Source organism: Rothia sp. P6271, from assembly GCF_048512995.1.
Classification (GTDB): domain Bacteria; phylum Actinomycetota; class Actinomycetes; order Actinomycetales; family Micrococcaceae; genus Rothia.
Genome location: NZ_JBLXXV010000003.1, coordinates 128,849 through 146,513 on the forward strand (window position 1 = coordinate 128,849; position 17,665 = coordinate 146,513).

General features: G+C 47.1%; 12 protein-coding genes and 3 tRNA genes. 10 read left to right on the top strand and 5 right to left on the bottom strand.

The features are described from left to right. Window positions 1-5: 5 nt before the first annotated feature. Window positions 6-695 (bottom strand): potassium channel family protein, encoded by a 690-nt coding sequence (locus ACN08X_RS04315; protein WP_419101836.1) that lies wholly within the window; start codon window positions 693-695, stop codon window positions 6-8. Between the two features lie 150 nt (window positions 696-845). Between ACN08X_RS04315 and ACN08X_RS04320 the strand changes: the two genes are divergently transcribed. The 5 genes from ACN08X_RS04320 (at window position 846) to dxs (ending at window position 10,681) form a co-directional block, all read left to right on the top strand. Beyond that, window positions 846-2,813, top strand: coding sequence for an APC family permease (locus ACN08X_RS04320; RefSeq protein ID WP_419107999.1), 1,968 nt, complete (start codon window positions 846-848; stop codon window positions 2,811-2,813). A gap of 78 nt (window positions 2,814-2,891) precedes the next feature. Then, on the top strand, window positions 2,892-4,340 hold the full coding sequence (locus ACN08X_RS04325) for a class I SAM-dependent RNA methyltransferase (RefSeq protein ID WP_419108000.1): 1,449 nt from the start codon (window positions 2,892-2,894) through the stop codon (window positions 4,338-4,340). A gap of 360 nt (window positions 4,341-4,700) precedes the next feature. Then, window positions 4,701-7,385: an aconitate hydratase AcnA gene (gene acnA, locus ACN08X_RS04330; RefSeq protein WP_419108001.1), complete on the top strand. Its 2,685-nt coding sequence runs from the start codon at window positions 4,701-4,703 to the stop codon at window positions 7,383-7,385. A gap of 197 nt (window positions 7,386-7,582) precedes the next feature. Beyond that, window positions 7,583-8,518: a DNA-methyltransferase gene (locus ACN08X_RS04335; protein ID WP_419106111.1), complete on the top strand. Its 936-nt coding sequence runs from the start codon at window positions 7,583-7,585 to the stop codon at window positions 8,516-8,518. 183 nt (window positions 8,519-8,701) lie between these two features. Then, window positions 8,702-10,681, top strand: a complete 1,980-nt coding sequence (dxs, locus tag ACN08X_RS04340; protein ID WP_419108002.1) for a 1-deoxy-D-xylulose-5-phosphate synthase — start codon at window positions 8,702-8,704, stop codon at window positions 10,679-10,681. Window positions 10,682-10,983: 302 nt separating this feature from the next. Here the strand turns inward: dxs and ACN08X_RS04345 are convergent, their stop codons facing one another. The 3 genes from ACN08X_RS04345 to msrB all read right to left on the bottom strand — a co-directional run bounded on the left by ACN08X_RS04345 (window position 10,984) and on the right by msrB (window position 13,229). Then, the gene (locus ACN08X_RS04345) at window positions 10,984-11,409 is read right to left on the bottom strand and encodes a Rieske (2Fe-2S) protein (RefSeq protein ID WP_419101830.1); all 426 of its coding nucleotides are present in this window, start codon (window positions 11,407-11,409) and stop codon (window positions 10,984-10,986) included. Between the two features lie 34 nt (window positions 11,410-11,443). Next, window positions 11,444-12,709: an HRDC domain-containing protein gene (locus ACN08X_RS04350; protein ID WP_419108003.1), complete on the bottom strand. Its 1,266-nt coding sequence runs from the start codon at window positions 12,707-12,709 to the stop codon at window positions 11,444-11,446. A 61-nt stretch (window positions 12,710-12,770) separates the two neighbouring features. Then, window positions 12,771-13,229: a peptide-methionine (R)-S-oxide reductase MsrB gene (gene msrB, locus ACN08X_RS04355; protein ID WP_419108004.1), complete on the bottom strand. Its 459-nt coding sequence runs from the start codon at window positions 13,227-13,229 to the stop codon at window positions 12,771-12,773. A 177-nt stretch (window positions 13,230-13,406) separates the two neighbouring features. Here msrB and ACN08X_RS04360 point away from each other — a divergent pair, with 177 nt between their 5' ends. Continuing rightward, entirely contained in the window at window positions 13,407-14,693 is a 1,287-nt protein-coding gene (locus ACN08X_RS04360; protein ID WP_419108005.1) for an alpha/beta hydrolase family protein, read from the top strand. A gap of 82 nt (window positions 14,694-14,775) precedes the next feature. Here the strand turns inward: ACN08X_RS04360 and ybaK are convergent, their stop codons facing one another. Then, window positions 14,776-15,273, bottom strand: coding sequence for a Cys-tRNA(Pro) deacylase (gene ybaK, locus ACN08X_RS04365; protein ID WP_419101826.1), 498 nt, complete (start codon window positions 15,271-15,273; stop codon window positions 14,776-14,778). 205 nt (window positions 15,274-15,478) lie between these two features. Here ybaK and zapE point away from each other — a divergent pair, with 205 nt between their 5' ends. The 4 genes from zapE (at window position 15,479) to ACN08X_RS04385 (ending at window position 17,016) form a co-directional block, all read left to right on the top strand. After that, window positions 15,479-16,519: a cell division protein ZapE gene (gene zapE / locus ACN08X_RS04370; RefSeq protein WP_419103070.1), complete on the top strand. Its 1,041-nt coding sequence runs from the start codon at window positions 15,479-15,481 to the stop codon at window positions 16,517-16,519. Window positions 16,520-16,728: 209 nt separating this feature from the next. Beyond that, window positions 16,729-16,801 (top strand) — tRNA-Gly (locus ACN08X_RS04375). Between the two features lie 47 nt (window positions 16,802-16,848). Beyond that, a tRNA-Cys gene (locus ACN08X_RS04380) sits at window positions 16,849-16,919 on the top strand. A gap of 25 nt (window positions 16,920-16,944) precedes the next feature. Further along, window positions 16,945-17,016, top strand: a tRNA-Val gene (locus ACN08X_RS04385). Window positions 17,017-17,665 lie beyond the last annotated feature (649 nt).

The window sequence follows — 17,665 nt, forward strand, 5'->3', positions numbered from 1 at the left end:
CGTGTTTATCTCCTGTCGTTTTCGTCGGTTGATTGTGCAGGTGGGGCAGCAAGAACTCGAGATATTTCACCAATATCTTCGGTGCGCATCATCGCGTGGACGACGTCTCCATGCTGGTAGCTCGAGTCTGCACGAGGGAGAATGCCTTCACCGAAACGGGTGATATAGGCAATGCGAACCTGCGCGGCAGCTTCAATATCTGTAAATGGTCGTCCTGCCCATTCTTCGTGGAGCTGTAGTTCTGCAAGAATAAGTCGGCCTGAAGCTTCTCTGAAATCTCCTGTCATGGTTTGTTCTGGCAAGATACGTCGCAGCACTTGGTCTGTGGACCATCGCACTGCGGCGACGGTAGGGATTCCGAGTCGTTGGAAGAACTCTGCACGGTTGGGATCATTAATACGGGCAACGACGTGGGAGACACGAAAAGTTTCTCGAGCGACTCGGGAAGCAAGAATGTTCGAGTTATCTCCAGAGGAGACTGCAGCGAACGCATAGGCCTCTTCAATGCCAGCACGTTTGAGGGTTTCTCTGTCGAAACCTACTCCAGTAATTTTTTTACCAGAGAAGTCTTTACGTAATCGGCGGAAGGCTTGTTCGTCTTGGTCAATAACGGCAACAGTATGACCTGAATCTTCGAGGGTATGCGCAAGCATGACACCGACTCGGCCTGCTCCCATAATCACAAAATGTGGCATATTTGTCTCCTCTAAAAGCCCTCGCCATTTGCGTGCAACCTATAGCCTATTCTAGTTTTTGTGATGACGCTAAGCCTCTGAGGATGATTTTAGTGTTTTTTGGGCGGGGTAGCTGTTTTTTAATCTCTGAAATGGCTACTCTTAGAGGCTGTGAACAAAGTATGGGGACACATCAAACGTTCTATTTGGGGACGACCAACGCACCGAGCAAACGTGCGTTTTCTTGCGTTGCCTAAACGCCGTGCTTTTTCACTTTTTGGGGCAGATAGTGTTTCGTCGGTTGCTTACGCTCCAGACGAGATTATTCTTATGCTTTCTTTAACTGGTGCTGCGGGGCTTGTTTTTTCACCTCTTGTCGCTATTGGTATTGCTTTGACGTTGCTGATTGTGGTGGGAACATACCGTTATAACGTTAACCAGATTTCTGAGCATGGTGAATACGAGCTTGTCTTGCACCGTTTAGGGCCGACTCCTGCTTTGGCTCACGGCGCGTCTTCTATGGTGGATTATGTGCTGACTGTGGCTGTCGCAATATCTGCTGCTACTCACTATCTTTTGACGATTTTTCCTCATCTCGTGCCACACCAACATTATCTTGCAGCGTTGTTGGTTATTGCCGTGACTTGGTTGTGTATTCGAGGGCTTCGTTTTACAAGTAAAGCTTCGATGGTTCCAACCTACGCATTTTTGGGGATTCTTGCTTTTACCGGTGTGGTAGGCATCTACCAGTATTACACCGGTACGTTAGCGATGGCAGAAAGTAGCACCTATTATGTGATTCCTCGTGGTGGTTTAGAAAGCGTTGTGAGCGGTTTAGGGCTCGTTTTGTTGTTGGCACGGGCTTTTTCCTCCGGTGCTGTTGCGTTGACTGGTGTGTCAACGATTAATAGTTCTGCTCAGTTTTTTGCGGCTCCTCAGAAACGTAACGTTGCTACTGTTTTGATGATTTCAGGGTTTGTCTCTTCAGTTCTTTTATTGTTGGTGATGTTCCTCGTTCACGCGATTGGTGCGGTGGTCGTTCAAGAACCCGAAAAATATTTAATGGTTCAAGGACGTCTCGTTGGCGAGGGCTTCCGACAAAAACCGTTGTTGTATCAGGTTGCTGAAACGATTTTTTCCGGCTCTTTAGTACCTGTTCTTCTAGGGTGTGCAACGGTGGGTATTTTGCTGACTGCCGCATGTACTGCTTTCGCTGGTTTTCCTTTGCTGACTTCTTCTATCGCCGAGAATAAGTATCTACCGGTGCAGATGAGAGCGCTTCATTCTGCTCGTCTTCACGCGAATTCGGTACTTGTTTTGGGTGCCTTGTCTGTGCTTCTGGTGTTTATTTTTGGTGCAGATATTAATGCGTTGATTCAGATGTATATTGTGGGGGTTTTTACCTCCATGTGTTTGACTCAGAGCGCTATTTTGAGGCATCGCTGGCAGCAGTTGCGTGTTACTTTAGAGCGTTTTAAGCGGCGTAAGTTGATTCGTGATGTGTTGGTGACTTCTTTTGGCTTGGTTGTCACGGCAGTGTCGATGCTTGTGGTGCTTTTGACGAAACTGACTCAGGGCGCTTGGGTGAGCCTCATTCTTATTCTTTTGACGATGGGAATGATGACATTGATTCGCCATCATTATGATTATGTAGATAAGGATTTAATGTTGTCTCAGGATGAAGAGTCATTAGAGCAGGCTCGTGCGCTTCCTTCACGAGTGCACGCTGTGGTGTATATTCCTCGTTTACGTAAGCCGGCGGCACGTGCTTTAGCGTATGCGCGTGCTTCTAGAGCTTCGACGATTAGCGCTGTTGCTATTAACGTCGCTGAGCAGAGCACGAAGGAGTTACTGAAGAAATGGGATACACTAGGTGTTCCTGTTCCGCTTACTATTTTAGATTCTCCATATCGTGATAGGGTCACTCCGTTGATTGAGTATATTCGGCAAAAGAAAGCTCAGTCTCCTCGCGATATTGTGGTGGTGTATTTACCGGAGTACGTGATTACTCGGTGGTGGGAGCGTTCTATTCATCGAAGAACGGTGCATAAGCTTGCTCAACGTCTGCGTCATGAGTCTGGTGTTGTTATCGCTCATGTTCCGTGGTCTGTCGGTCAAGAACAAGGAATCATTCAATAATGCTTGAGGCTAGGCACCTTTTATAGGGACAATACTTTAAAGTTGTTGGTGCTGGCTATTCATAAGACTAAGGACGCTATGAGCACAGTAGATTTTCATGTGGGTGCGATTTTTCGTGTACGACCGGAACGGGTCGCTCACGGCGGGTTTTTTGTTGCCCGTCATCATGGACGGGTTATTTTTGTTCGTCATGGTGTAGTCGGTGAGGAAGCAACAGTTCGGATCACGGGTATTGGACCGAAGGAGCGTTTTTTCTTTGCCAATGTTATCTCGGTTGAGTCGCCGGCGCCTGCCCGTCGTGATGGTGTGTGGGAGCCTGCAGATGCTCTAGTTGCTGCCCAAGAGGGCAGATTGCCGGTGGGCGGTATGGAGTATGCGCATTTATCACCTGCCGTACAGAGAGAATATAAACGTGAGATTGTTCGAGAACAGTTGATTCGCTTAGGTGCGATGGACGCTTGTGATTCTGTATTAGAGGACTTAGTTGTTCAGCAGTTACCTGGGGGAGAATACGGGACACGAACTCGTATTCATTATTCTGTTACTGAGCAAGGTCGTATTGGGATGAGTCCTTATCGTTCTGCTGAGGTAGTAGCGGTGCAAGGATGCCCGCTAGAGGATGCTGCCATGGGGCAGTTACGTCTTCATGAGTTAGAGATTCCTGATGTTGCTCGGGTTGATGTTGCGGTGTCTTCAACGGATGAGCGTACCGTTCATTTTACTTTGCGTGATGGTGTATCTGTTGCCTCTGTGAAAGATGATCTTCTTGCGCAGTGCCAGATGTTGTGGTCAGATCTTTCTGGGGTGAAGCCTTCTATTCTTTGTTCTGCCGTTAACCGTTCTGGGGGGCTTTCGCAACCTGTGATTTTATATGGCCAAGAGACTTTGCATGAGTCGTTTGAGCTGTCGGGTCGTACTTATAAGTGGGAAGTTTCTTCTCGTGGTTTTTGGCAGAATCATCGTTGGGCGGCTCAGACTTTAAGCGCTGCTGTGTTAGAGGCTTTGCCGAGTTCTCTTAAAGGCGGAACGATTTACGATGTTTATGCTGGCGCTGGTTTGTTTACCGCTCTTGCTGCTGATGTCGTGGGTGCTAAGGGAACTGTTTTGAGTGTTGAGGGGTCTGCGATAACTCATAAGAACGCTCGATATAATTTTGCTGTTCCAGATGGTTTTTCTCGTACTGATCGTTCTGCTAAAACTCATATTGAGGTGCGTCGTGGTGACGCTCGGAAGGTTTTGGAATCTACGGTACGTCAGGTGAAAGCGGGGGAGTTTAAGGCTCCTGATGTTGTTATTCTTGATCCATCTCGTGAAGGTGCTGGTCGTGGTGTCATCCGTCAGATTGATATCTTGGCCCCTGCGCGCGTTATATATATTGCGTGTGATCCTGCGTCTTTGGGGCGTGATACAGGGTATTTACGCGCTTTGGGTTGGCAGATGGTTCAGCTGAGTGCTTTTGACATGTATCCGAATACTCATCATGTGGAGTCTATTGCAGTCTTCGAAAAGACACATAAGGGTGAATAGTATCACATTTTGTGTATTTCTTTGATATTTTTATTCTAAAAGTCGCTCTATTAAATAATCAGAAGCTTTCGCACCCCTCGAAAACCGCTAGTTTTCAGGGGTGCGATTTTTTTGTCTTGAAAAATATTTTTTGAAAAAAGACGTTCTATTTAGTCACGTTTCTTTTGCGAAAAACAACTTTGAGTGTGACACGGTACACTAGTCAATGATAAGAGTTAGTGTCAATGTGTCTCTAAGAATCGCATCACACCAGCACACAAACCACAGGTAGCGTCCACACACGCACTATCTGAAGGTAGAGAACGAACATAGAGACCACACCACACAAACTTTCCATAACAGTGTCGAGAGGAGTCCCACATGAGCACTGTGGATAGCTTTAGTTCCAAAGGCGCACTAGAAGTCAAAGGAACAACCTACGAAATCTATCGGCTCAACGCCGTCAAAGGTGCAGAAAAACTTCCATACTCACTGAAAGTTTTACTCGAAAACCTCCTACGCACCGAAGACGGTGCAAACATCACAGCAGAGCACATCCAAGCTCTCGCCCAATGGAACCCCAACGCAGAACCTAACACCGAAATCCAATTCACTCCTGCACGAGTCATCATGCAAGACTTCACCGGTGTTCCCTGCGTCGTAGACCTTGCCACCATGCGAGAAGCAGTTAAAGACCTCGGCGGCGACCCCAGTAAAATCAACCCACTAGCACCAGCCGAACTGGTGATCGACCACTCCGTGCAAATTGACAACTTCGGAACATCCGAAGCTATCGCCCGCAACATGGACATCGAATACCAGCGCAACAGCGAACGCTACAAATTCCTCCGCTGGGGACAAGGCGCCTTTGACGACTTTAAAGTTGTCCCACCAGGAATGGGTATCGTCCACCAAGTCAACATTGAATATCTGGCACGTACCGTCATGGCACGAGAAGTCAACGGCACCCTACGCGCATACCCCGACACCCTCGTCGGAACCGACTCACACACCACCATGGTCAACGGTCTTGGCGTGCTCGGATGGGGCGTCGGCGGTATCGAAGCAGAAGCCGCCATGCTCGGACAGCCCGTATCCATGCTGATTCCACGCGTCGTCGGATTCAAGCTCACCGGCTCCATCCCCTCCGGCGCAACCGCAACAGACGTGGTACTCACCATCACACAAATGCTTAGAGAACACGGCGTCGTCGGAAAATTCGTAGAATTCTACGGTGAAGGCGTCAGCCAAGTTCCACTAGCTAACCGTGCAACTATCGGAAACATGAGCCCAGAATTTGGCTCCACCGCAGCAATGTTCCCCATCGACGAGGTCACACTAGAGTATCTACGCCTGACCGGACGCACTGAAGAACACATCGCATTGGTCGAAGCCTACACCAAAGAACAAGGGCTCTGGCACGACCCACGTCAAGAAGTTCAATACTCCGAGTACCTCGAACTCGATCTTTCTACGGTCGTACCCTCTATCGCTGGACCAAAACGTCCACAAGACCGTATCGAACTCTCTTCCGCACGCGAACAATTTAGCAAAGACATCCACAACTACACCCAACCTGGCAAAGAACACCAAGAAGTTGAAGTGTCCATGGCTGACGGGCGTCACTTCACCCTTAAAAATGGTGCCGTCTGCATCGCCTCCATCACCTCTTGCACTAATACATCTAACCCCTCAGTGATGATGGCGGCCGGTGTCCTTGCACGTAACGCGGCGGCCAAAGGACTTACCGCCAAACCTTGGGTCAAAACCTCTATCGCCCCAGGCTCTAAAGTTGTTACCGACTACTACGAAAAAGCTGGACTACTACCGGATCTCGAAGCACTAGGCTTCTACGTTGTCGGTTACGGCTGCGCCACCTGCATCGGAAACTCCGGTCCACTCGAACCTGAAATCTCCGAAGCCATCCAAGAGAATGACCTCTCTGTCACCGCAGTACTCTCCGGCAACCGAAACTTTGAAGGCCGTATCTCTCCAGACGTGAAAATGAATTACCTCGCTTCACCGCCGCTGGTTATTGCCTACGCGCTGGCAGGAAGCATGGAATTCGACTTCGAGAACGACCCACTCGGCCAAGACCACGACGGAAATCCCGTCTACCTCAAAGACATCTGGCCACACCCTGCTGAAATCGAAAAAATCATTGCAGAAGCAGTCGACACTGAGATGTACACCAAAGAATACGGAACCATCTTTGACGGCGACGAACGCTGGCAATCTCTTGAAACACCCACCGGAAACACCTTTGACTGGGACGAAGACTCCACCTACGTGCGCAAACCCCCATATTTTGAGGGTATGAGCATGGACATTGAACCGGCTCAAGATATTATTGGTGCTCGCGTGCTCCTCAAATTGGGGGACTCCGTAACCACTGACCATATTTCTCCTGCTGGTTCTTTCGCCGCTGATACTCCTGCCGGGCAATACCTCATCAAAAATGGAGTAGAACGTAAAGACTTCAACTCTTATGGTTCTCGTCGCGGTAACCATGAGGTGATGATTCGAGGAACCTTCGCTAATATTCGTATCAAGAATCAGCTACTGGACGGTGTTGAAGGTGGATTCACCCGAGACTTCACTCGTGATGGTGTGCAAAGTACCGTTTATGATGCTGCGCAGAACTACCAGCAAGCAGGTATTCCGTTGGTTGTCTTAGGTGGCAAAGAATACGGTACCGGTTCTTCTCGCGACTGGGCGGCTAAAGGTACAACTCTTCTAGGAGTTAAAGCTGTGATTGCTGAATCCTTCGAGCGTATTCACCGTTCAAACCTTATTGGCATGGGTGTTCTTCCGTTGCAATTCCCTGACGGAGAATCACATGAGTCACTGGGCTTGGACGGAACAGAAACTTTCACAATTTCTGGTGTTGAAGCACTCAATGACGGAGTAACTCCACGAACTCTGACTGTTACGGCTACTGCTGAAGATGGTACCGATACCGTCTTCGACGCTGTTTTGCGTATTGATACGCCTGGTGAAGCAGACTATTACCGTCACGGTGGTATTTTGCAATATGTGCTACGTAACCTTGTGAGAGAAAGCTAAAGAATCTGATTCTTTTATCGCATTCTTGAGTGTTGCGTTTCTATAAGAGAAATCGCCAGCTCATGGTTTCTGTATCTCTCGGTATGAGATGGTACTAAGCTATGAGCTGGCGATTTTTATTCCAAATTATATATTTTTTAGATGAGCATTTGAGAGGAAAGAAAACGTCCTGCTCAAAACCTGTTAAGATAGTTTTTATGCTAAAACAACCCATCTGGAGCGCGGACTCACCGAATCTGGTGATACACGGGGATAACCTTAAAGTCATTGAACATCTGCCAGATGAGTCGTTTCAGCTCATCTACATCGACCCTCCCTTTAACACTGGAAAAGTTCAGAAGCGTCAGAGTCTGAAGACTGTACGTTCTGATGAAGGCAATAGGGTGGGATATCAGGGGCAGCGTTATCAAACCATTAAAGGTGATATTGCCAGTTACGATGACTCTTTTGCAGATTTTTGGTCTTTTCTTGAGCCTCGTCTGCAAGAAGCTTGGCGTCTACTTAAACCAGAAGGAACTCTTTACCTGCACCTTGATTATCGAGAAGTTCACTATGCAAAAGTTCTCTTAGACGGACTATTTGGCAGAGAATGTTTTTTGAACGAGATTATTTGGGCTTATGACTACGGTGCTCGGACTAAACGACGTTGGCCCACAAAACATGACAATATTTTGGTTTACGTCAAAGACCCTAAAAAATATTATTTTAATAATCAAGAAGTTGACCGTGAACCATATATGGCTCCGGGGCTAGTAACTCCCGAAAAAGTTGCTAAAGGTAAACTACCTACTGACGTGTGGTGGCATACGATTGTTTCCCCCTCCGGTAGAGAAAAAACAGGTTACCCAACCCAAAAACCTTTAGGTGTTCTGCGTAGAATCATTCAAGCCAGTAGCGCGGAGCACGACTGGGTTCTTGACTTCTTTGGGGGAAGCGGAACGACTGGTGCTGCCGCGAGGGAGCTAAACCGTCGTTTTATTCTCATCGACCAGAATAAACAAGCAATTGATGTGATGCAGAAACGTTTTGAAAACTCTCCACCTGCTGAACCGTCATCGCAAGAGGCTGTGCCTGCTCCTGTGCGTTTTACGGTATTTCGGCAACGACCAGTTCGTTTGGTCGATAGAACATAAAAGATTATGATGCTCTACGTCGAGCAGTAAATAACGAACTATTTGGTGGCTTTAGTGTTCATAAATCGTTGTAGCCTTACCACAGCGGGTATCCTTGTATAATTATTGTTTCTATTTCGGGCCTCGTCTAAGGCACTGTGAACTAGTGCAGATACGACCTATCGGTGTTTAAAGGAGAGCAAGATGGGACTACTAGAGAATATCTCTTCCCCTGAGGATCTGCGGAGCCTATCACGGGATCAGATGAATACACTAGCTCAAGAAATCCGTGAATTCTTAATTAAACACGTTGCCCAAACTGGTGGACACCTTGGACCTAATCTTGGTGTCGTTGAATTGACACTTGGTATCCATCGGGTCTTTAACTCTCCTGAAGACTCCATTATTTTTGATACTGGGCACCAGTCTTACGTTCATAAGCTTGTTACAGGACGTCAAGACTTTCAGACTTTACGCCAAAAAGGCGGTTTAGCGGGATACCCCGACCGTTCCGAATCTATTCACGATATTGTTGAGTCTTCTCATGCCTCATCTTCTTTGAGCTGGGCAGACGGTATTTCTCGGGCTCACGCACTCCAAGGAAAATCAGAGCATTATACGGTAGCTCTTATCGGTGATGGTGCGTTAACCGGTGGCATGGCTTGGGAAGCAGTGAACAACATTGCGGCTGATAAAAATCGTCGTGTGGTAATTATCGTTAACGATAATGGTCGTTCTTATGCTCCGACTGTTGGCGGTTTCGCTAATCATATGGCAGAGCTACAACAAGAATTTCAAAAGCATTTAGACTCTGTTCGTCTTGACCGTCGTTATGATCGAACCCTCGATAAGATGCGTCGCGGGTTACAATCTACAGGGCCTCTGGGACAGATGCTTTATCGCGGCTTACACGGAATGAAAGCTGGCCTAAAAGATATCGTTGTTCCTAACGGACTTTTTGAAGATTTAGGGATGAAGTATGTCGGCCCTATTGATGGACACGACCAAGAAGCTGTTGAACAAGCTCTCAAATCTGCTAAAAACTTTGCTGGTCCAGTCATCGTGCATGCAATTACTGAAAAAGGTCACGGCTATGCTCCCGCCCGTGCTCATGAAGACGACCAATTCCATGCTGTTGGCAAAATTGACCCAAACACCGGTATGCCGTTATCTTCTTCTGGAGGTCAGTCTTGGACGAGTGTTTTTGCCCAAGAGATTAAAGACATCGCAGATGAACGTGAGGATATTGTGGGCATTACAGGAGCTATGTTAATTCCTGTTGGTCTTAAACCGATGGCACAAGCACATCCTGAGCGTGTCATTGACGTTGGTATTGCCGAGCAACACGCTGTTGCAATGAGCGCTGGGCTAGCTTACGGCGGTTTACACCCTGTAATTGCTCTCTACGCGACCTTCTTAAACCGAGGCTTCGACCAGCTTCTGATGGACGTTGCTTTGCACAAAGCTGGGGTGACTATTGTATTAGATCGTTCTGGCATTACTGGACCTGACGGCCCAAGCCATCATGGCATGTGGGACTTAGCGTTATTGCAGTTTATTCCGGGTCTTTATTTGGCTGCTCCTCGAGATGAACTCACTTTACGAGAAGAACTTCGGGAAGCTGTCAATATTAATAATGCGCCAACCGTGATTCGATACCCCAAGGGGACTGTGGGCGCACCCATTGCGGCAATTGAACGATGTGAAGACGGTGTAGACGTGCTGGCACGTAACGGTGACCGTGATGAGAGAACCGGCCAACGCGACGTACTGATTGTTTCAGTGGGTGCGTTAGCACCTTTGGCGTTAGAAGTATCTGAAGCGTTAGCTCAAGCACAGGTGACAAGTACGGTGATTGATCCTCGATGGGTCATGCCTGTCGCTGATTCTGTGGTGGATGCTGCTCGTGAACATCGTATTGTGGTGGTGCTTGAAGACGGCGTTCGTGCCGGTGGCGTAGGCGCAAGAATCCGTCAAGTGATGCGTTCACACGGTGTAGATACTGCTCTCAATGAGGTCGGTTTGCCTGTTGAATTTATTGCACATGCTTCTCGTGGCGAAATTTTTGAAGACGTCGGTTTAACTGTTGAGAAAATTACTGCCGATACCTTAGCTCAGCTTGCAGGGCAGATGGTTCCTTATGCGCGAACTAAAGGTGAGAAGCCCAAGCACGCAAAGAAATAACAAGGACTGTACCTTAAAATTCTTGGGGTGTTGGGATACCAAAATTTGGTATCCCAACACCCCAAGAACGTTAAAGTTATGAGAGATTACCCAAAGATGTTGACGATATCGCCAATGAACTTAAGGATAAGGGTAGCTACCTGAATAATCTGGTTAAAAATCTCCATGAGGATGACCTTTCTGCGTTGGCATAAGCCAAAAAATATAAGGATGTATTAGTGAAGGACTTAGGGAAACCTTACTAATGCACCTGAATATATCATTAGAAAGCTTCTGAAAGCTAGAGGAAGATAGTACCTTAATTAGCCCACAAAAATTCTGCCGTCTTTTACTTCTGTTGGATATTCAGGAAGCTGAGTAGGTGCAGGCCCTCCGATGACAGTGCCGTCAGCGATTGAAAACTGCGATGCATGGCAAGGGCAGGCAAGAATCGTTGCTTGTACATTGAGCTGACACCCTTGATGTGTGCAGGCCGAGCTAAAAGCCTTGAAAGTCCCTTCTTTTGGTTGGGTAAGCATAACGGTAACGCCTTCCGCCGTAGCTTTATAGGCTCCACCAACCGGAACGTCAGAAACGGATGCCATATCAGTGGGTTTCTGAGGTCCTTCAGCCTCTTGAAGCTGTGTATTCTCTTGAGCACAAGCGGTCAACGCGACACCTGCGGTGCCAACGCTTAGACTACCGAGTATAGTACGGCGACTCATCCCTTCATGGGGTATACCTGACATGATTTCTTCCTAAAAATAGTCTGAATAATGGGGTTTATGGTGTGTGAAACTTTTCGAATAACGGTAGCAAAACTGGCATCGTAAGTTGAACCTGCCACGGGCGAGCATCGAGTGCAATGAGCTCATTCTCGAGAGATTCCGGTGAGGACATATCAGGCAAATTCCAACAAACTCTACGTAACGTATCAGGAGTCAAAATATTATTGTGCGGAATCTTTATATCCTCGGAAAGCTGATTAACAGCAATCTTCGCTTCTTGAATGAGTGCTAGAGACAGCGGGCGACGGCACTCCCATGATTTTAGCGGAGGCGGACCTTGCGAGGGAATGGTGAAAGGAACATAATCTTTTTCTTGGCGCACTCGAGCAATAGCCCGTATCCATCGCGGTGCTTCACGAGCTAAAGCTCGTGTTTGGAAGCCTGGAATTTTTAGTAGTTGAGGAACGGTTCGAGGCGTCTCTAAGGCTGCTTGAACCAGTGAAGCATCGGGAAGAAGACGTTTAGCTGCAATGTCTTTACACTCTGCTAGATGCTCTCTCTCGTACCATAGGTTACGTAAAACTGTTAGCTGAGCTCGCGTAGAAAGCTCATGAATACCTTTTGTCTTACGCCACGGATCGCGTGGTTTCTGCGGATGATTAGTGCGAACAATATAGTCGAATTCTTCCAAAGCATATTGAAGTTTCCCCTGCTCCCTCAATACTTCTTCGAGAGCATCTCGTAAGTCGACAAGAACTTCAACATCTAAGGCAGCATAGACGAGCCATTCTTTGGGTAATGGGCGAGAGGACCAATCTACCGAGGAGTACTCTTTTTTGAGGGTATAGCCTAGAAGCTGTTCAACCATAGAAGCTAAACCGACTTTTTGGTATCCAGCTAGACGTGATGCTAGCTCTGTATCAAAAATACGTCGGGGGATTAGCTCTAGTTCTCTGAGGCAAGGGAGGTCTTGCGTGGCAGCGTGAAGTACCCATTCTTGCGGTGCAAGGAATTGATAGAGAGGTTCTAAATCTATAGAGGCTATGGGGTCAATAAGAACAGGCGCTGTTCCTGCACGTTTGAGCTGTATCAAGAATGCGCGTTGACCATATCGAATACCTGAAGCACGTTCAGTGTCGATAGCTACAGGGCCAGTGAGTGCTTTAAGCCGTTCAAGTGCACGGGTGAGACCAAGCTGCGTAGTGATGACAGGAGGAACACCGCTTGCAGGGGCTTCTAACAAGATAGGCGCTGTTGATGAGGGGCATGAATCTTTTGCACAGCTATCAGCTGCGGTACGTATGCGAAACTCATCTAACAAAAAATCACTACCTTGTGTGTACGCTCAGATGCGAGGTGCCGTATATAGATTCTTTTCTATTCTAATCTGTTGTTGTTGGTGTAAACGATAAACAAAGCGAGTTAATACAGTACCGTTGGTCTGTTGGAGTGTTGTATCCCTCACCTTCGAAGACGTGGCCAAGGTGTGAATCGCACGCTGAGCACCGTACTTCCACGCGTACCATGCCGAGAGAATAGTCTTTGATATAGCGGATTCGATCTTCTGCTAAAGGGCTGAAAAATGATGGCCAACCACAGTGTGTCTCAAATTTTTCGGTGCTACGGAATAACTCTGTATTACATGCTTTACATGAGTAGATACCTTCGCCTGTGTGGTTCCAATACTCTCCGCTGAAAGGTCGTTCTGTTCCGCCTTGACGCAATATTCTGTACTCTTCGGGGCGTAGTACTGTTTTCCAGTCTTTGACGATTTTTCCGACTTCAGGGTGTTCAGCGTTCATGATGTCCTTATCTATTTGTTGTTGTACGGTAGTAGTCATCTGAATTTTACTCGTTCTGCTTGCTCAAATGTGGTGGCTTATGTTGGTCTTGTCGAACGAAAAAGAACAGGACACTGTGAGAAAGATAACCTAAAGTGGATTGATATTCGGGTTTGTCACTTATGATTAACGTGGCAATTAGTTGAACCGATGAAACCAACTAAGGGCGGAGGAAAAATGACCGACTCTCAAAAACAAGAAGTAGCCATATCAGATAACTCGCTACTACTCATTAGCGGTGTTGCTCGAAAAGCAGCACGCACAGGTGCTCTCGCAGGAGCTGCTATTACTGCTACCGGCATGCTATCAGCTGCCGCGCTTTCTACCTACTTTGCACGACAAGTGGTGGTACCACCTAGCCGACCTGAAGAAAACCTTAAAGTTTTTTCTGTTGGTTATCCTGTAGAACCACGACGAGAAGACGAACATCCTACTACTATCACTCTTAACGCGACACCGGCTACACGAGCACCCGGTGAATACGGCCTCTACTTCGACGGTGGTACACATTTTGCTCATCTTGGTGAAGTGCTTTCTTACCAACCGTATGAAGAAAAAGTGGTTCGTCGTGTCATCTCCGTTGAATCTGGTGATTTATCAAAAATTGTTCGAGGGCGACTTTCTGGAGTTATCGCACGAACACCGGAAACTGCGGGGTATCGTGCTGAAGAAATTACCCTGAACTTGCCAGTAGGTGAAGCTCCTGCTTGGTTGGTTCACCCTCAAGCAAGCTATCGCGATTATCCTCAAGAGTCGACTCCTAAACCTTCTACGACATGGGCCATTATGGTTCATGGTATGGGCGTAACTCGTGCAGAGACTTTACGCGCCCTTGAGGCAACTCAAAGCCTAGGGCTTACCTCTTTGCATATCTCATATCGTAATGACCGTGACGCTCCGCCTTCAGACGACGGCCGCTATGGTTTAGGATTCACCGAATGGCAAGATGTTGATACTGCCATTGAATACGCTCTAGAACATGGCGCTCAAGACGTTGTCCTCTTCGGATGGTCTATGGGTGGTGCAATTAGTTTGCAGACTATGGATAGAGCACGTCATCGTCGTGCAATTAAGGCTCTTGTCTTAGACGGCCCGGCTATTGATTGGCTTCAACTCATCGAGTACCAAACAAAATATAACCGTCTGCCATTGCGTATCGGAGAGCTAGGCATTTCGATGATTTCTAAACCTGCTCTAAATATCTTTACCGGACTTAAACGTCCAATTGAGCTATCGAAGATGTCTTGGACTCGCCGCCCCGGCGATATTCGAATCCCAACTCTGATTTTGCATTCTTTGGACGATACATATGTTCCAGCATCTAGCTCTCAAGAGATTGCCATGAAATCTCCGTTAGTGGACTTTATCCCGTTCTTTGGAGCAACGCACACACGTGAGTGGAACGTCGATCCTCAGAAATGGACGAACACTGTTATTGATTGGCTAAAAATTCGTCTCGGATAGTTGTTTCTCTGCGTCGCTGTTATCGAAGGTGGGTGTTTGCTAGGAGAGTAAACACCCACCTTTTTGTTGCAGTGCGGGGATATTAGGAGAGAGCAATTTTGGCGTAGGTGCCGTTTGTAATAGCTAATAAGTCTTGTGGGCTTAGCTCAACGTCTAGACCTCGTTTACCGCCAGAGACAAGTACTGTTGCAAAATCTTCAGCGCTGCTATCGAGTAATGTGGGGTGCGCTATTTTTTGTCCGATAGGGGAGATTCCACCAACAACATATCCGCTACGACGTTCTGCAATTTTTGGGTCTGCCATAGTCGCATTTTTCCAGCCGAGAGCTGCTGCCGCCGCCTTAAGATTGAGTTTTCCGGCAACGGGTACGATACAGACGGCATAGTTGTTATCGTGGGCAATCATGAGGGTTTTAAAAACTTGTTGTTCGCTTCGACCTAAGGCTGTAGCAGCTTCTAAACCGAACGAGGTCTCGCCCTCACGATGTTCATATTCTCGTGGCTCAAAAATAATTCCAGCTTGGCTAAGTGCTTGTAACGCTGCGGTAGCTGTTGCTACGTTTTTCTTTTTCTTTGCCATGATTTCCGTACTATGACTTTCTGTGTTGTGGTGCTTACTTGGTATCTACCCTAGAAATGAGAGAGTGCTTTATCAAGAGTGCTATGAAGTAACGCGGGTCATAGTTGGGTTTTTAATGAGGTAAGGAATTACACTGGTTGAGAACTTAAAACAGCATGACAACGATGCTGCTGTTTCCAAGCCAAGTTTTCAAGGAAGATACCCTATGGCTTCATATACGCACCTGATAGAACGTCGCCCAAATGTTTCGGCACAAGAACTACTTGCAGGATTTCGCCCTTCAGAGCGTTTTGGTGAGGTGTCTTTTGACACGTACCGCCCAGATCCCAGTCAGCCAAGTCAGGCTCAGGCAGTAGAGACCTTACGTGCTTTTGGTGCTACGGTAGCACCTACTCAAAAGAGCGGAGGATTTTTCTCGCGGCTTTTTGGGTCTTCCTCCTCATCTTCACAGAAGAAAACTGGCATATATCTTGATGGTGGTTTTGGTGTCGGTAAGACCCACCTTCTAGCCTCTTTGTGGCACAGTGTTGAAGGCCCAAAGGCTTTTGGCACTTTTGTGGAGTATACGAACTTAGTAGGGGCTTTGGGGTTTCGTTCCACAGTAGATGCGCTGAGTTCTTATCGTCTGGTGTGTATTGACGAATTTGAGCTTGATGACCCGGGCGATACGGTGTTGATGTCTCGTTTGATGCGTGAACTATCTGATGCTGGTGTTCGTTTGGCGGCAACATCGAACACTTTGCCTGGAGCTTTGGGGCAAGGGCGTTTTGCTGCGGCAGATTTTAAGCGGGAGATTCAGGTTCTTGCTGAACAATTTGATGTGTTACGGGTAGATGGTGAGGATTATCGTCATCGTGGTTTACCTCAGGCGCCTGAGCCTGTTGTGTTGGGTGCTGAAGAATCTTGCGCTCAGCAACGTTTTAGCGGGAGCGATGTAGTTGCCTGTGATGATTTTTCTGCGGTTATTGAGCATCTATCGGTGGTTCATCCTTCGCGGTATCGTCAATTATTAGATGGTCTTAGCGGTATTGTGTGGAAGAATGTTCAGACGATTACGGAACAGTCAGTAGCTCTTCGTTTCGTTGTTCTTGCTGACCGTCTTTATGACAAGGATTTGCCGATTATCTCTTCGGGTGTTCCTTTTGACCAGGTGTTTACGGAGGAGATGATGAATGGCGGATATCAGAAGAAGTATTTTCGTGCGGTGTCACGTTTAACGGCGTTGGCTCGTGAAGGAAATGGCTAAGGTCGCTACCGCAACACGCCCAAAATGTGATGTATTACACGATATGAAATATGGGGTGTTTATAGTGTAAAAACTCTAAATACCCCTGTTTTTCCTTGAAAACAAGGGGGATATGGTGTGTTGTGTGGCGATTTGGCAAGAACGAAAAAAACGTGTAAAGTGTTTACCTGTCAGCCAAACGAACACTTGTTTCGTTGAGGTGTTGATATGCGGTTGTAGCTCAGTTGGTAGAGCACCACCTTGCCAAGGTGGATGTCGCGAGTTCAAGTCTCGTCAACCGCTCGCATGATGCTTATAAAGAGCACACGCCCTAGCTTCTAGCAAGGCTCGGTGAGGTGGTCGAGTGGTTAGGCAGCGGCCTGCAAAGCCGTGTACGCGGGTTCAAATCCCGTCCTCACCTCGCAGACATTATTTATAATGTTTAAGCGCGATTAGCGCAGCGGTAGCGCGTTTCCCTGACACGGAAGAGGTCACTGGTTCGATCCCAGTATCGCGCACAAAATGACCCCAGTTCTTGTACAGGAACTGGGGTTTTGTGTTACCTGTAAGAAATTTTCAAAAGCTAACCCAGATTAGCTAAACCTACTCCAATGCGTTGATATGTAACAGCGATTTATGCTGTGTGGTCGCTCCATCAAGCGATAGGAGGGGGAGAGAAAGCCTAGAGCATTGTTAACTTTTGCGCTCTTTACGTTATAACGGATTCCGTCACGCCCGCTGTATAGGAACTGGAAAAAACTTTGTCTGTAAATCTGAGAGGTTTTGTAACAGTATACAAGTCAGTCTATATTCACAGCTTAAAGTGATTAGCGTGGCGAATAAAGCAAGATATTTTTCAATATCCAGTGAGGTCTTACTTTGGGTGAAATTTTTATTCATCTTCTGGGGATTTATAGTACGAGGATGCTGCTACGAGCCTACGTCAATGTTCAAAGAATGCTAAAGTAACATCGGTGGAGTACTATTGGGTTACTGAGGAAAAGTGATTGACCTGTTTTTATTTACTAGAGTAAAGTTACCTTGTCAGAGGTTTTGATATAGATAGTCCTCATGCCATGTTCGGTCCTTAGCATAGGGGGTAATATTCGGCATCTTTTATACTCAAGGGATTTCCATGAGTTTCCGAATACATTCAAAACTAAAAAT

What these genes read in the sequence shown, in the direction of transcription:
- ybaK (WP_419101826.1), bottom strand. Translation starts at nt 15,273, where the DNA reads ATGGCAAAGAAAAAGAAAAACGTAGCAACAGCTACCGCAGCGTTACAA.
- zapE (WP_419103070.1), top strand. Translation starts at nt 15,479, where the DNA reads ATGGCTTCATATACGCACCTGATAGAACGTCGCCCAAATGTTTCGGCA.
- ACN08X_RS04315 (WP_419101836.1), bottom strand. Translation starts at nt 695, where the DNA reads ATGCCACATTTTGTGATTATGGGAGCAGGCCGAGTCGGTGTCATGCTT.
- ACN08X_RS04345 (WP_419101830.1), bottom strand. Translation starts at nt 11,409, where the DNA reads ATGTCAGGTATACCCCATGAAGGGATGAGTCGCCGTACTATACTCGGT.
- acnA (WP_419108001.1), top strand. Translation starts at nt 4,701, where the DNA reads ATGAGCACTGTGGATAGCTTTAGTTCCAAAGGCGCACTAGAAGTCAAA.
- ACN08X_RS04335 (WP_419106111.1), top strand. Translation starts at nt 7,583, where the DNA reads ATGCTAAAACAACCCATCTGGAGCGCGGACTCACCGAATCTGGTGATA.
- dxs (WP_419108002.1), top strand. Translation starts at nt 8,702, where the DNA reads ATGGGACTACTAGAGAATATCTCTTCCCCTGAGGATCTGCGGAGCCTA.
- msrB (WP_419108004.1), bottom strand. Translation starts at nt 13,229, where the DNA reads ATGACTACTACCGTACAACAACAAATAGATAAGGACATCATGAACGCT.
- ACN08X_RS04325 (WP_419108000.1), top strand. Translation starts at nt 2,892, where the DNA reads ATGAGCACAGTAGATTTTCATGTGGGTGCGATTTTTCGTGTACGACCG.
- ACN08X_RS04360 (WP_419108005.1), top strand. Translation starts at nt 13,407, where the DNA reads ATGACCGACTCTCAAAAACAAGAAGTAGCCATATCAGATAACTCGCTA.